The following is a 13,152-nucleotide window of genomic DNA, read 5'->3' on the forward strand; positions in this document are numbered from 1 at the left end:
CATCGTTGCGGCGCGCCATCCCAGTCCGACCGTGTCTCGGTCATCTAAGCAGCCTGGAAACCTTCCGTGAAAACACTTAATATCGGCGCCCGCCTGGCGCTTGGCTTTGCCGTTGTTCTGGCACTTCTCGTGGCCTTGACCGCCACCGCGCTCACCCGCATGCAGTCGGCGGGCGACCTGACGCACCGCCTGGTCAACACCAGCATCAAGAACCAGCGCAGCCTCGCCGAGTGGCGCCGTAATATCGAAATCAACAGCGCCATCAACGAGACCGTCTATTACGCCGCCGATGCCGGCATCTTCGATGTCATCGGCCCGCGCCGCCAGGCGATCACGAGCCGTTCCAACGTGCTGCAACAAGAAATCGAAGCGTCGCTGCGCAACGCCGGCGTACGCGAGCAGTTCAAGTTCGTCAAGGAAGAACGCATCGCCTATATGGCCGCGCGCGACGCCCTGTTCAATGCCAAGCGCGAAGGCAACCAGGCGCAGCTCGACGAGATCTACCGCAATCAGCTGATGCCGCGTTCCTTGTCCTACCTTGCCACCGTGGACAAGCTGGCCACGATGCAGATCACGGCCGCCGACGCCGTGGCCCGGTCGATCCTGGATTCGTATGCCAGCACCCGCGTGATCCTGTTCACGCTGGGCGGCGCCGCCCTGCTGCTGGGCGCGGGTTGCGCCTGGTTCATCGGCCGTTCGATCACGGCGCCGCTGCGCCAGGCGCTAGACGTGGCCGAACGCGTGGCCGGCGGCGACCTGACCAGCCAGTTCGAGCGCAAGGTGCTCGAGCGCGGCGACGAGGTCGGCCAGCTGATGATGGCGCTGTCGCGCATGAACGGCAGCCTGGCGGCGATCGTCGGCCAGGTGCGCGAGGGCACTGCGACCATCTCCACCGCCTCCGCCGAAATCGCGAGCGGCAACCAGGACCTGTCGAGCCGCACCGAGCAGCAAGCCGGCTCGCTGGAAGAAACCGCGGCCTCGATGGAAGAACTGACCTCCACCGTGCGCCAGAATACCGGGCATGCGCACCGCGCCAACCAGCTCGCCGCGCTTGCTGCCGGCGTGGCCGGCGACGGGGGCCGCATGGTGGGCGAGGTAGTGGGTACCATGGGCCGGATCGATGCCGCTTCGCAGCGCATCGTCGACATCATCGGCGTCATCGACGGCATCGCCTTCCAGACCAATATCCTGGCACTGAACGCGGCGGTCGAAGCCGCCCGCGCCGGTGAACAGGGCCGCGGCTTCGCGGTCGTCGCCGGCGAGGTGCGCACCCTGGCCCACCGCTCGGCGGCGGCGGCCAAGGAGATCAAGGGATTGATCGACGATTCCGTCGGCCAGGTCCAGCAAGGCACGCAGCAGGTGGCGCGCGCCGGCGCCACCATGGAACAGATCGTGGCCAGCATCGAGCAGGTCACCATGATCATGGCCGAGATCGCAGCCGCCAGCGCAGAACAGAGCGCCGGCATCGAGCAGGTCAATACCGCGATCGTCGAGATGGACCGCGTGACCCAGCAGAATGCGGCCCTGGTCGAGGAAGCGGCAGCCGCTGCCGATGCGATGCGCGAGCAGGCCAGCCAGCTGGCGGCCGTGGTCGACACCTTCCGCCTCGGGCATGGCGCCGTTGCGCCGGCCCGGGCGCACCTGGCGGCTCGGCCACGACGCGCAGCGCTGGCGCGCTGACGGCATGGTCGGCTCCGTGCCGGAGCCGACCCCCATGATGATTTTGGCGCTGTGCGCGTTAATTCAGTTCTTTCCGACGTCACTTTGCGCACTGGATGATTGCGACCAGCAATTGCGCTGGCGTACGCAAAGCGCCGTCATCCAGGAAGCGCTGCCAGCCTGAATAGTTCACCAGGTAGCGACTGGCGATGCCATTGAAGCGCTTGATCCAGGTCTTGAAGCGGGCATGCCAGCCATTGACGTTATTGAGGTGGATCGCGCCGCGCGCCTTGATCCCGGCGCGCAGATTGACCGCCTCGTGCGCGACCCCGGCATCGGCGGCAAAGGTCCGGTAAGCGGCCGCCGAATCGCTGATCAACACCGCGTCAGGCGCCAGCACCGGCCGCAGGCAGGCGATGAGCTTCACGGCGCTGACCGGCCCGCGGCCAGTATGAAAGTCCAGTGTCCGCCGGCCCCGGTCGCGTGCAACGAGCAGGCACTCGTGTTCGCCGCTGATGCCGCGCCGCCTGGCTGCGCCGCCGCGCCGCCGCGCGGGACGCGTCAGGTGGCGCGAGCCCTTCTGCGATTCGAGCAGATAGGTTTCGTCCGCCTCGACCATGCCTTCAAGGCGATCTGGACGCTTGCGCGCCGCCCCCGGCACGAAACGGTGGCGCCAGCGGAAACTGGTGCTGCGGTGCACGCCGGCGAGCTCGGCTGCTGCGCGGACCGTGCGCGAATCGAGCACGCATTGCAGGTACGCTAGCCAGGCGGCCTTCTTGCGCAGGCGCGCCAGCGGCGTGTTCGTCAGCGCATTGAAGCTGCGCCGGCAAGCCAGGCAGCGCCAGCGCTGCAGGCCGCTGGCCGCACCGCACTGATGGACACGCGAACATTGGCAATGCGGGCAGCATCGTGTGCCCGCCGCCTGGGCGACGAGGTGCAGGCACTCGCCAGGATGGACGCTCGCCTCGATCCAGGCGCGCAACCTGGCTACCTCGTCGGTATGCAGGTGCAGGGAGGTCAGCGCGGCAAATACTTCTTCGAAGACCAAGCCTTGCATCATTGCCACCTGATGAGTTAACTCGACAGTGGCTGAGACCGGCGTGGATCGGAAAGGTTCGCATAACTAACGCGAACAGCGCCATGATTTTGGCAAGCCGTACCGGGGCGATGTATTAGCCGCTTGTTCAGATCTTGATCTGCTTCGTTGCTATCTGAACGCATTTTGTTCAATTACTCTATCCAACGCTATTGCCGACCTCATCCTGCTCGACGTCATGATGCCCGACATGGATGGCTACGAAGTGCTGCGCCGCCTGCGGCTCGACCGGCAGACGGCGCATATCTCGGTGATCTTCATTTCCGGGCTGGACCGCCCCGAGGACGAGGCGAACGGCCTCAAGATGGGCGCCTCGGACTACATCGTCAAGCCCTTCAACCAGACCGTGGTGATGGCGCGCGTGGCCCTGCACCTGCAGGTAGTGCGCCAGCGCCGCATGCTGGAACGGCTCGCCAACATCGACGGCCTGACGGAACTGGCCAACCGGCGCCGCTTCGACGAGATGTACAGTCTCGAATGGCAGCGCGCGCGGCGCTCGGGCCGGTCGCTGTCGCTGGCCTTGCTCGACATCGACGCCTTCAAGCAGTTCAACGACCGCTACGGCCATCCGGCCGGCGACCGTGCTCTGCGCTCGGTGGCGCGGGTCGCCGGCGCCGCCATGCGCCGTCCCGGCGACCTGGCGGCGCGCTACGGCGGCGAGGAATTGCTGCTCTTGATGCCGGAAACCGACGCGCCAGAAGCACGGCGCCTGGCCGAAGGCGTGCGCGAGGCGGTGGCGGCGCTCAATATCGCGCACGAAGCCTCGAACGTGGCGCCGCTGCTGACCGTCAGCATCGGCGGCGCCACTTTCGACACGACGGGCGAAGAACAGCAATTCGAGATGTTCGAGGCGGCCGACGCCCAGCTCTACCGGGCCAAGCAGAGCGGACGCGACCAGGTCTGGTGGCGCGGCGAAGATGCGGCCTGACCGGCTGATTCAGCCAGTCTTGGCGCGCTTCTTGAAGGTGGCCACGCGGTACAGATACCAGCCCAGCAGGCCGATCAGGACCGCTTTCGAGACCGGATCGACGTACTGCGCCACCCGTTCGTACTGGCTCTCGAGCATGTAGCCGGCGCCGGTCAGGATGCCGGTCCAGACCAGCGAGCCGACCGTCGAATACAGCAAGAACTGCCCGATCGGCATGCGGGCCAGGCCGGCCGGCACCGAGATCAGGGTGCGAATGGCCGGGATCAGGCGTCCGAACAGCACGATCTTGCGCCCGTGTTTTTCAAACGATTCCATCGAGTGCTCGATATCGCCGTGGGTCACGGTCAGCCAGCGCGCGTGCTTGTCGGCGAAGGCTTCGAGCCGCTCCTTGCCATACACCCTGCCGGCGTAATACCAGGGCAAGGCGCCGGCCACCGAGCCGGCGGTGCCCGCGATCAATACCCCCACCACGTGCAGGTCGCCGCGCGCGGCGACGAAGCCGGCAAACGGCATGATCAGTTCCGACGGAATCGGCGGAAAGATGTTCTCCAGCGCCATCAAGGCGAACACGGCAAGATAGCCGCCGCTCTGCATGAATTCGGTGATGAAGTCGAACACGTGGCACTCCCACTGGTTAGGCAGCCTCCACCATAGCCAGTTCCAAGGGGCGCTTCTGTTCGCTCGCGTACGGATCGTCCGCGGCGCGCCGCGTATTGAGGCAGCGCCAGACATGCGGCGACAGGCCGATGACCTCGTGGAAGGTGCGCGTGAAATGCGACTGGTCGCAAAAACCGTGCGCATGGGCAATGGTCGTCAGCGGCGTGCTGGAGCTGACCATGGCTTCACAGGCGGCCGCCAGGCGGCGCCGGATCACGTACACGCGCGGCGGCACGCCGACACTGTGCTTGAAGGCGCGCGTGAAATGGCTGACGCTCAGGCCGAGCGTCGCCGCCAGGCTGGCCGTGCGCAGCGTGGCGCCAAGGTTGGCGTCGATATAGTCGGTGACCCGCCTGACCTGCCAGCGAGGCAGGCCGCCGTTGCAAGGCCCGGCGATACGCTGGTCGAGCAGCGCCGGGGATGGAGTCAGGCTCGGGATCGATGGCGCGGTCTGCATGGTGCCCTCCAGGGTGGTCGTGATCGAGACGGTCTGGACAGCATGTTGCCGCCCGCTGGAGGTGTTGCACAGACAAGATAGGGGGCTTGACTACCCCCACGAAAGTGGGGGATCGCGCTTGCGCCAGGGCAGGATGGGGTCGGGCGGGATGGCGCGCAATGCCGCGTCGCTTCATGGTGGCGGCAATGCGAGACGGGGCATGCCGACCAGATTGCGCGCGTACTGCGGCTGGTTCATGCCGCAGAGCTTGTTTCTGCCCTTGCCTGCGCCTGTGGGGCCTTTTGCCTTGCGTCGTCGCTCATGGCGGCGGTCTGCATGCTGGCGTGCCCGCACCTCCACGCGCCGGCGACGGCGACCCGACTGCCGGCGCTCGACAGCGGTAAGCCGGCACCCTCGCATGCATCCTGGCACGGGCCCGGATGCGACGCCCTAGATCTCGAGAAAGCCGCGCTCGATGCCGATGGTCACGGCATGGGTGCGGTTATTGGCCCCCAGCTTGTCCATGATGCTGCGCAGGTGGCCCTTCACCGTGTCCTCGGACAGGTTCAGAGCGGCGCCGATCTGCTTGTTGCCATTGCCGCGCGCTATCAGCTCGAGCACCTGCAGTTCACGCACCGTCAGGCTCTCCTGGCCCAGGTGGCGCGCCAGTTCACCGGCGATTTCCGATGGTATGTAGCGATGGCCGGAGGCCAGCACCCGGATCGCATCGGTCAGCTCCTTGCGCAGGGAACTCTTGAGCAGGTAGCCCTGGGCCCCGCCCTTGATCGCCTGCATGGCGCGCGCGTCGCCGCGGAAGGTCGTCAGGATCGCCAGGCAGGCGCGCGGGAATTCGGCGCGGATCGCCGCGATCGCGTCCATGCCGTTCAAACGCGGCATCTGCAGGTCGACCAGGGTGACGTCCGGCCGCAAGCGGCGATACAGGTCGATCGCGTCCAGGCCGTCGGCGGCCTCGCCCACCACCCGCATATCGGCCTGGCTGCTGATCACGGCGGCGATTCCTTCGCGCATCAGGGGATGGTCGTCGGCGATCAGGACGTCGATGATTCTCGGTTGGCTGTTCACGGTGCTCCTCTTCTTGTTGTCGCGGCCGTCGTCGGGGATGATGCCAGCGCCGGCTAGTTGCGTCCAGTCAGCCCGGCGCGCCCCACCCTGGCCGGCACCAGCCACAGGGCCGCCAGCAGTACGTGGATCACCGCCGCCAGTGCCGGCTGCCACAGTGCGACAAGCACCGCCAGCGCATACATCGCCAGCGACAGCCGGTTCTTGGCGTTCTGCCATGTATGCGCGTGATCCAGGCCGGTCAGGAAACCCAGGCGCCACGACAGCAGCATGAAGGACACCGAGCACAAAAAGAGCACCACGCCATACAGGGCGATCGGCAGCGGCGCCCTCGGGTGCTCGCCCGCCCAGGCGGTCACGAACGGAATCAGCGACATCCAGAACAGCAGGTGCAGGTTGGCCCACAGCACCGCCCAGTCGACCTGTTCCACACGCTCGAGCAAGGCATGGTGGTTGATCCAGTAGATGCCGACATACACGAAGCTGAGCCCATAGCGCAGCCAGCCCGGGGCCACCGCCAGCAGGTCGCCGGCCGAGGTCCCCTGGGGAGGCGCCAGCTCCAGCACCATGATGGTGAGGATGATGGCGATGACGCCGTCGCTGAACGCCTCCAGCCGCCCTTTCTTCATACACCGTCCAGGCTTGGCCGCAACAGGTGCAGGCACAGGATCGCCACCGCCACTGCCAGCGAAGCGAAGCCGAACGCCAGGAACAGGAAGGCGCCCGCCGCGCAGCCGATGGCGAAGCCGCACAGCGGCCAGAAGAACTTGCTGCAGCGCGCCGTGGTGGCCGCGTCGCCGGCACCGCGCAGCTGGTCGACCGTGTCGATCACCAGCTGGGTCACGTTTCCCGTCATCATCGAGGTCGGCGCCAGGTGCGCCAGCAGCAGCTTGCTGGCCGCGCTGTGGGCGCCCATGGCGGCGGTGCCGAGCAGGCCGGCCGCCATCGCCAGGGCCGACATGTCGCGGGCCACCGGTTCGGACAGCATGCCACAGGCCATGAAACCGAGCAGCAGTACCAGCTGCAGCAGGTACGATGGGCGATGCGCGTTACGCCCGCGCCGCTCGCAGGATGCGACCAGGAGGCGCGCCGCGGCGATGCCCAGGATGAAGGCCGGGAAGGCCAGGATCTTCAGCAGCGACGGGATATTGGCCGGATCGGCCAGCGACGCCCCGAGCAGCACGAAGTTGCCGGTGACGTGGGCCGTGAACAGGCCGAACAGGCCGATGAAGCCCAGGGTGTCGACATAGCCTCCGAGGAAACCCATATTGAAGCCCTCAAGGCGCGATGGAGTCGGCGCCGCCATCGTCAGAACGCGAAGCAGCTGCAGCCCAGCGCGCCCCAGAAGCCGCTGTAGTTCGACACCGGCACACTGGAACGGCGCGCCGTGTCGTGGCTGTGGGCGTGCACGCCGCAAGGGCCGCTGCACTGGTGCGCCAGCGCCTTTTGCTGCACTTGCGGTGCGGCTTTCCTCCAGTGGCCCGCGACCTTCTGCACCGGCGACCAGTCGGGCAGCACGGCAATCGGCGGCGGACCGAGGTTGGCAAACTCGGCGCCGCCGTACACGATGCGGCCGCCGACCACGGTCAACACGGATTCGATCGCCTTGATTTCCTCGGCGTCGATGCTGAAGAAATCCTGCGACAGCACGGCCACGTCGGCGAACATGCCCTCGCGGATGCGGCCCTTCTGCGCCTGTTCGTTCGAGAACCAGGCGCTGCCCGCCGTCCACAGTTCGAGCGCGACCTGGCGCGGCAGGTGGCCGGCCGTGCCGTACAGCGCCAGGCCGCCGACGGTGCGCCCCGTCACCAGCCAGTACAGCGCGGTCCACGGGTTGTAGCTGGCCACGCGCGTGGCGTCGGTGCCGGCCCCGACCGGCACGCCGGTCTCGAGCATGCGCTTGATCGGCGGCGTCGATTGCGCGGCGTCGCTGCCGTAGCGCTCTACGAAGTATTCGCCCTGGAAGGCCATGCGGTGCTGGATCGCGATGCCGCCGCCGAGCGCGGCGACGCGGTCGATATTGCGCTGGGTGATGGTCTCGCAGTGGTCGAACATCCAGTGCAGGCCGTCGAACGGGATGTCGCGGTCGACCTTCTCGAACACGTCGAGCATGCGCGAGATCGATTCGTCGTAGGTCGCGTGCAGGCGAAACGGCCAGCGCTGGGCTACCAGGTGGCGCACCACTTTTTCCAGTTCGTCTTCCATGCCGGGGGCGAGGTCGGGACGCGGCTCCAGGAAGTCCTCGAAGTCGGCGGCCGAGAACACCAGCATCTCGCCGGCGCCGTTGTGGCGATAATAGTCGCTGCCCTGCCCCGGCGTGACCATGCCGGTCCAGCGCTGGAAATCCTCGAGCTCCTGGCCCTTGTTCTGGGTGAAGAGGTTGTAAGCGATACGGATGGTGAGCTGGTTGGCGGCGTCGAGTTCCTCGATCACGGCGTAGTCGTCGGGATAGTTCTGGAAGCCGCCGCCGGCGTCGATCGCGCTGGTCAGGCCCAGGCGATTCAGTTCGCGCATGAACTGGCGCGTGGAATTGACCTGCAGTTCGCGCGGCAGGGTCGGCCCCTTGGCCAGCGTGGCGTAAAGGATCATCGCGTTCGGCCGCGCGATCAGCATGCCGGTCGGGTTGCCGGCGCCATCGCGCACGATCTCGCCGCCCGGCGGATCGGGGGTGTCTTTCGTGTAGCCGACGGCGCGCAGGGCTGCGCGGTTGAGCAGTGCGCGGTCGTACAGGTGCAGGATGAAGACCGGCGTATCGGGCGCGGCGGCGTTGATCTCGCCGAGCGTCGGCATGCGGCGCTCGGCGAACTGGAATTCATTCCAGCCGCCCACTACACGCACCCATTGCGGATTCGGCGTGCGCGCGGCCTGTTCCTTGAGCATGCGCAGCGCATCGGCCAGCGATGGCACGCCTTCCCAGCGCAGCTCGAGGTTGTAGTTGAGGCCCCCGCGGATCAGGTGCAGGTGCGAGTCGTTCAGGCCCGGGACCACGGTGCGGCCGTTCAAGTCGATCACCTGGCTGCCATCAGCGCGGTGGCGCATCACGTAGTCGGTGTCGCCCACGGCCAGGAAGCGGCCTCCCTGGATGGCGACGGCGCTGGCCTGCGGCTGTTCACGGTCGGCGGTATGAAAGCAGCCGTTGATGAGGATGAGCGGCGATTCGGCGGCCGGGACTGCGCCTGGGCCCGGGTTTGCGGTGGGCTGTGCTTGGTTCATGCGTATGCTCCAAATGACGCCGGCCAAACATCGCGCGGCGGGTTTGCGGCAGCCGCCGCGCGCTTTGGAGGGCGTGCGACGGCAAGGACGACGAAGCGCTCGGCGCGCCGGATCAGCGCGCCGGCGCCGGGGCCAGCACTTCGTGCGCGCCGCTGGCGCGCGCCGGCGCCTTGTGCACCATGGTGTAGGCATAGTCCACGCCCATGCCATAGGCGCCCGAATGCTCGGTGACGATCTTCATCACCTCGTTATAGGTGTCGCGGTGGGCCCAGTCGCGCTGCCACTCGAGCAGCACCTGCTGCCAGGTCACCGGCACCGCGCCGGCCTGCACCATGCGCAGCATGGCCATGTCGTGCGCTTCCCTGGTGGTGCCGCCGGAGGCGTCCGACACCATGTAGATCTCATAGTCGCCTTCGAGCATCGCGCACAGCGCGAAGGTGGTGTTGCACACCTCGGTCCACAGGCCGGCCACGATGACCTTCTTGCGGCCATTCGCCTTGAGCGAATCGCGTACCTTCTGGTCATCCCACGAGTTCATCGAGGTGCGCTCCAGGATCTGCTGGCCGGGGAAGACGTCCAGCAGCTCGGGGTAGGTATTGCCCGAGAACGATTGGGTTTCGACGGTGGTGATGGTGGTCGGGATGTTGAACACCTTGGCCGCCTTGGCCAGGCCGACCACGTTGTTCTTGAGGGTCTGGCGATCGATCGACTGCACGCCGAACGCCATCTGCGGCTGGTGGTCGATGACGATCAGCTGGGAATTCTGCGGGGTCAGGACTTCGAGTTTTGGATTGCTCATGATTTTCTCCTTGTGGTTGTGGGTGGCCGCGACGCGTACGGCTTGGCAGCCCATGGAAACTCGCGTGATCAGCCCTGGCGCGGGCCATCCGGGTCGTGCACCGCCGGCGGCTTGGCGGCGACGCCGGTGATCTTGGGTTGGCATTCGCTGGCGAACCAGCCGGCGGTGACCGGATGGCCCTCGATCAAGCGCTTGGCGACCGGAACGATCTGCTCGCCGACCAGCATGCCGAGCAGGCCCACCAGGGCGATCGCCGGCGGCGCCGGCGATCGCACGTTGATCAGGCCGTACAACAGGCCGGCCAGGATGCCGGCGCCCAGTGAAATCAGATACATCTTGTACTCCTCCTTGCGGTGCACGCCAGATCGGCGCCAACGCATTCCAGTATCGTCAGACCATCAGCGCGGCGATAGAATCAGATTGCTATTTTCAGGACGCGGGGGCTTGGGCTCGGGCGCTACTTGGCGCTATCATTGCGCTTGACGGCGCGACCGCGCCCAACAGGACACGCAATTGCTCAAGCTCAGCCTCGACGCCCTCCAGATCATCGAAACCATCGCCCGCCGCGGCTCCTTCGCCGGGGCCGCCAAGGAATTGTTCCGCGTGCCCTCAACCATCTCGTACACGGTCTCCAAGCTCGAAGACGACCTGGGCGTGCGCCTGTTCGACCGCTTCGGTCCCAAGGTGACACTCACCGCCGCCGGCCAGGAGTTGCTCAAGGAAGGCCGCTACCTGCTGCGCGCCGCCGGCGACCTCGAATCGCGCGTGCGGCGCGTGGCCTCGGGCTGGGAAACCGAGATCGCGCTGGGCATGGACTCCGTGCTGTCGGCCGGCGCCCTGCGGGCCGACATCGAAGCCTTCTACGAGGTGGCCGACCAGACCCGGCTGCGCATCGTGCGCGAGTCGCTGTCGGGCACCTGGGACGCCCTGCTCGACCGCCGCGTCGACCTGCTGGTCGGCGCGGCCGGCGAAGGCCCATCCGGCGGCGGCTATATCGCCGAACCGCTCGGCACCAGCGCCTTCGTGTTCACCGTGGCGCCCGGCCATCCGCTGGCCGCGCTTGCCCATCCGCTGGACAAGTCCGACCTGCTGCCCTACCGCGCGATCTCGGTAGCGGATTCGGCCCGCGTGCTGGGCGCGCGCACCGTCGGCCTGCTCTTCGGGCAAGAGACGCTGGCGGTGCCCGACATGCGCACCAAGTACGAGTTCCAGCTCCAGGGCCTGGGCTTCGGCTTCCTGCCCGAGCCCTGGGCGCGACCAGCCATCAAGCGTGGGCTGCTGGTCGAAAAACAGGTGGTGGAGCCGAAAGCGGATGAAACCTTCTACCTGGCCTGGCGCAGCGGCGAGGATGGCGCCGCGCTCAAGTGGTGGATCGAGCGGATGCGTTCAAGCGCTGCGTTCGCGCGCATGGTGCTCGATCCCTGCGCGGGCCCGGGGAGCGTCTAGACGACGTCGGTCTGGATGTCGATCGTCCCGGACAAGGTCTTGTGGACCGGGCACTTGTTGGCGATGTCGAGCAGGCGCGCCCGTTCTTCCTCGCCCAGCTGGCCGACGAACTCGATGTGGCGCCGCAGGGCATAGGCGCCGTCCTGCTGGCCATGGTCGATGGCCACCCGCACGTCCTCCAGCCGCATGCCCTTGCGCCTGGCGTACATGGTCACGGTGAGCGCGGTGCAGGCGGCCAGCGCGGCGGCCAGGAGATCGTGCGGCTCGGGGCCGCTGTCGTCGCCGCCCAAGGCTTCGGGGGCGTCGGCAAGCAACTGGTGCCTGCCGATCTGGATCTTGTACTGCAGCTTGTCGTTGCCGCGGGTGGTCGTCACTTGCATGGTCGTCTCCGGTTGTTGTCGTGATCCGGCCGCCGCCCCGCTTTTGGGGGCGGCGCGCCTGTTTATTGCGGCAGGTCGAACAGCAGGACTTCGGCGCCCGCGGCCCGGGCCAGGGTCACGGCTGCTGCGTCGGCGACCGTCAGCGCATCGCCGCCGTCCAGCGCGACGCCGTTGACCGTGACTTGGCCGCGCACCACGTGGACATAGGCCTGGCGTCCGGCGCCCAAGTCATGCCGGACCTGGTCGTCGCCATCGAGGATGGTCGCATACAGGGCGGCGTCCTGGCGGATCGAGACCGAGCCGTCGCGGCCGTCGGGCGAGCCGATCAGCCGCAGCTTGCCGGCCTTGTCGGCGGTGTCGAAGTGCTTTTCCTCGTAGCGCGGTTCGGCGCCGCCCACGTTCGGCATGATCCAGATCTGCAGGAAGTGCACGCCTTCGCTCTTGGAGTGGTTGTACTCGCTGTGTACCACGCCTGAACCTGCGCTCATGATCTGCACGTCGCCATAGCGCAGGACCGAGCCGTTGCCCATGCTGTCCTTGTGCTCCAGTGCACCATCGAGCACGTAAGAAATGATTTCCATGTCGCGGTGGCCGTGCGAATCGAAACCGCGGCCGGGCATCACTTTATCTTCGTTGATGACCCGCAAGGGGCCGACACCCGTATGCTTCGGATCATGGTAATGACCGAAGGAGAAGGTGTGCTTCGAGTCCAGCCAGCCGAAACTTGCGCCGCCGCGTTCATTGCTTTTACGTACGTTCAACATGATGTGCTCCTTTCGAGATTGGATATCATCGAACCTCTCGAATCTTCCGCGCCCGGTCTGGCCGGCTAGTTCGGTCGTCTCGTTCGATGCGATGGAGTCATTATGCGCGCGCCGTGAACGCTTGGAAAACGGATAATACACAGGTCTTCGATCGAAATTTTCGATCATTCGCCAGATGCGCAAACCAGCCGCGCAGCCGCCAGGACCAGCCGCCGCCCACCCGTGTCACGCAGAACTTCAGGCTGGCGCGTGCATGGTAATAGCGCCCTTGATGCCGCAGGGAGAGAAGGCCGGATAGATCGTCACCGCCCCATTATCGAGATTGGCGCGCTGCTGCGCCAGCACCAGCGGATTGACTTCGTCCGGGTATGCGCCCAACAGCTTGGACGCGCGAAGCGACACGGTCCAGGCCCTGCCGAACTGGCAGCTCAACCCGAGGTCGGTCAGGACCTCCGTCTCGATCTTGTTTTCGTGGTACAGCGCAGCGTCGGACGAGAACTGCTCGGACGACTTGCCGTAGAAGTGCTCGCGCAGGTTCACTGTCCACGGCCCGAGCTTCTACAGCGCGCCCAGCTTGACCCTGACCCGTGGCGACGCCGTCTCGAGGTAACGGGTGGGCCTAGGCGAGGACATCGCCGGGGAAGAAGCTGGGCGGCCCCTGCCCGGGTAGCCCGCCCGCAAGCAGGTACCGCGC

Annotated in this window: 15 protein-coding genes; 3 read left to right on the plus strand and 12 right to left on the minus strand. The window is 66.7% G+C overall.

Annotated features, from left to right (window positions below; genetic code table 11):
- The first annotated feature begins 66 nt into the window (after positions 1-66).
- Complete coding sequence (locus tag AC56KW_RS23775; protein ID WP_497173098.1) at positions 67-1,680, plus strand: methyl-accepting chemotaxis protein; 1,614 nt, start codon at positions 67-69, stop codon at positions 1,678-1,680.
- 79 nt (positions 1,681-1,759) lie between these two features.
- Here AC56KW_RS23775 and AC56KW_RS23780 read toward each other — a convergent pair whose 3' ends face one another.
- The gene (locus AC56KW_RS23780; RefSeq protein ID WP_497173144.1) at positions 1,760-2,716 is read right to left on the minus strand and encodes an IS1595 family transposase; all 957 of its coding nucleotides are present in this window, start codon (positions 2,714-2,716) and stop codon (positions 1,760-1,762) included.
- A 202-nt stretch (positions 2,717-2,918) separates the two neighbouring features.
- Between AC56KW_RS23780 and AC56KW_RS23785 the strand changes: the two genes are divergently transcribed.
- Entirely contained in the window at positions 2,919-3,683 is a 765-nt protein-coding gene (locus AC56KW_RS23785) for a GGDEF domain-containing protein (RefSeq protein WP_497173145.1), read from the plus strand.
- A gap of 9 nt (positions 3,684-3,692) precedes the next feature.
- Here the strand turns inward: AC56KW_RS23785 and AC56KW_RS23790 are convergent, their stop codons facing one another.
- The 8 genes from AC56KW_RS23790 to AC56KW_RS23825 all read right to left on the minus strand — a co-directional run bounded on the left by AC56KW_RS23790 (position 3,693) and on the right by AC56KW_RS23825 (position 10,203).
- A complete protein-coding gene (locus AC56KW_RS23790) occupies positions 3,693-4,301 on the minus strand; it encodes a DedA family protein (RefSeq protein WP_497173099.1) in 609 nt (202 codons plus the stop codon).
- Positions 4,302-4,317: 16 nt separating this feature from the next.
- Complete coding sequence (locus AC56KW_RS23795; protein WP_497173100.1) at positions 4,318-4,797, minus strand: helix-turn-helix domain-containing protein; 480 nt, start codon at positions 4,795-4,797, stop codon at positions 4,318-4,320.
- A 429-nt stretch (positions 4,798-5,226) separates the two neighbouring features.
- On the minus strand, positions 5,227-5,859 hold the full coding sequence (locus tag AC56KW_RS23800) for a response regulator transcription factor (protein ID WP_497173101.1): 633 nt from the start codon (positions 5,857-5,859) through the stop codon (positions 5,227-5,229).
- Positions 5,860-5,912: 53 nt separating this feature from the next.
- Entirely contained in the window at positions 5,913-6,485 is a 573-nt protein-coding gene (locus AC56KW_RS23805; protein ID WP_497173102.1) for a TMEM175 family protein, read from the minus strand.
- Entirely contained in the window at positions 6,482-7,123 is a 642-nt protein-coding gene (locus AC56KW_RS23810; protein WP_497173103.1) for a YoaK family protein, read from the minus strand. The genes AC56KW_RS23805 and AC56KW_RS23810 overlap by 4 nt, the downstream gene beginning before the upstream one ends.
- A gap of 41 nt (positions 7,124-7,164) precedes the next feature.
- Positions 7,165-9,069, minus strand: a complete 1,905-nt coding sequence (locus AC56KW_RS23815) for an amidohydrolase (protein WP_497173104.1) — start codon at positions 9,067-9,069, stop codon at positions 7,165-7,167.
- A gap of 112 nt (positions 9,070-9,181) precedes the next feature.
- Positions 9,182-9,868: a hydrolase gene (locus AC56KW_RS23820; RefSeq protein ID WP_497173105.1), complete on the minus strand. Its 687-nt coding sequence runs from the start codon at positions 9,866-9,868 to the stop codon at positions 9,182-9,184.
- A 68-nt stretch (positions 9,869-9,936) separates the two neighbouring features.
- Positions 9,937-10,203: a XapX domain-containing protein gene (locus AC56KW_RS23825; RefSeq protein WP_497173106.1), complete on the minus strand. Its 267-nt coding sequence runs from the start codon at positions 10,201-10,203 to the stop codon at positions 9,937-9,939.
- 178 nt (positions 10,204-10,381) lie between these two features.
- Here AC56KW_RS23825 and AC56KW_RS23830 point away from each other — a divergent pair, with 178 nt between their 5' ends.
- Positions 10,382-11,314 (plus strand): LysR substrate-binding domain-containing protein, encoded by a 933-nt coding sequence (locus AC56KW_RS23830; protein WP_497173107.1) that lies wholly within the window; start codon positions 10,382-10,384, stop codon positions 11,312-11,314.
- Here the strand turns inward: AC56KW_RS23830 and AC56KW_RS23835 are convergent.
- The 3 genes from AC56KW_RS23835 to AC56KW_RS23845 all read right to left on the minus strand — a co-directional run bounded on the left by AC56KW_RS23835 (position 11,311) and on the right by AC56KW_RS23845 (position 12,998).
- The gene (locus tag AC56KW_RS23835; protein WP_497173108.1) at positions 11,311-11,694 is read right to left on the minus strand and encodes an OsmC family protein; all 384 of its coding nucleotides are present in this window, start codon (positions 11,692-11,694) and stop codon (positions 11,311-11,313) included. The two genes, AC56KW_RS23830 and AC56KW_RS23835, sit on opposite strands and share 4 nt — an antisense overlap.
- A gap of 62 nt (positions 11,695-11,756) precedes the next feature.
- Positions 11,757-12,458, minus strand: coding sequence for a pirin family protein (locus tag AC56KW_RS23840; RefSeq protein ID WP_497173109.1), 702 nt, complete (start codon positions 12,456-12,458; stop codon positions 11,757-11,759).
- 237 nt (positions 12,459-12,695) lie between these two features.
- Positions 12,696-12,998, minus strand: a complete 303-nt coding sequence (locus tag AC56KW_RS23845) for a hypothetical protein (RefSeq protein ID WP_497173110.1) — start codon at positions 12,996-12,998, stop codon at positions 12,696-12,698.
- Between the last annotated feature and the right edge of the window lie 154 nt (positions 12,999-13,152).

The organism is Telluria sp. RT2P19, from assembly GCF_059685725.1.

Excerpts from the sequence above, each read along its gene's own strand:
- AC56KW_RS23815 (WP_497173104.1), bottom strand. The coding sequence starts at position 9,069 with ATGAACCAAGCACAGCCCACCGCAAACCCGGGCCCAGGCGCAGTCCCG.
- AC56KW_RS23805 (WP_497173102.1), bottom strand. The coding sequence starts at position 6,485 with ATGAAGAAAGGGCGGCTGGAGGCGTTCAGCGACGGCGTCATCGCCATC.
- AC56KW_RS23840 (WP_497173109.1), bottom strand. The coding sequence starts at position 12,458 with ATGTTGAACGTACGTAAAAGCAATGAACGCGGCGGCGCAAGTTTCGGC.
- AC56KW_RS23825 (WP_497173106.1), bottom strand. The coding sequence starts at position 10,203 with ATGTATCTGATTTCACTGGGCGCCGGCATCCTGGCCGGCCTGTTGTAC.
- AC56KW_RS23780 (WP_497173144.1), bottom strand. The coding sequence starts at position 2,716 with ATGCAAGGCTTGGTCTTCGAAGAAGTATTTGCCGCGCTGACCTCCCTG.
- AC56KW_RS23795 (WP_497173100.1), bottom strand. The coding sequence starts at position 4,797 with ATGCAGACCGCGCCATCGATCCCGAGCCTGACTCCATCCCCGGCGCTG.
- AC56KW_RS23810 (WP_497173103.1), bottom strand. The coding sequence starts at position 7,123 with ATGGGTTTCCTCGGAGGCTATGTCGACACCCTGGGCTTCATCGGCCTG.
- AC56KW_RS23835 (WP_497173108.1), bottom strand. The coding sequence starts at position 11,694 with ATGCAAGTGACGACCACCCGCGGCAACGACAAGCTGCAGTACAAGATC.
- AC56KW_RS23820 (WP_497173105.1), bottom strand. The coding sequence starts at position 9,868 with ATGAGCAATCCAAAACTCGAAGTCCTGACCCCGCAGAATTCCCAGCTG.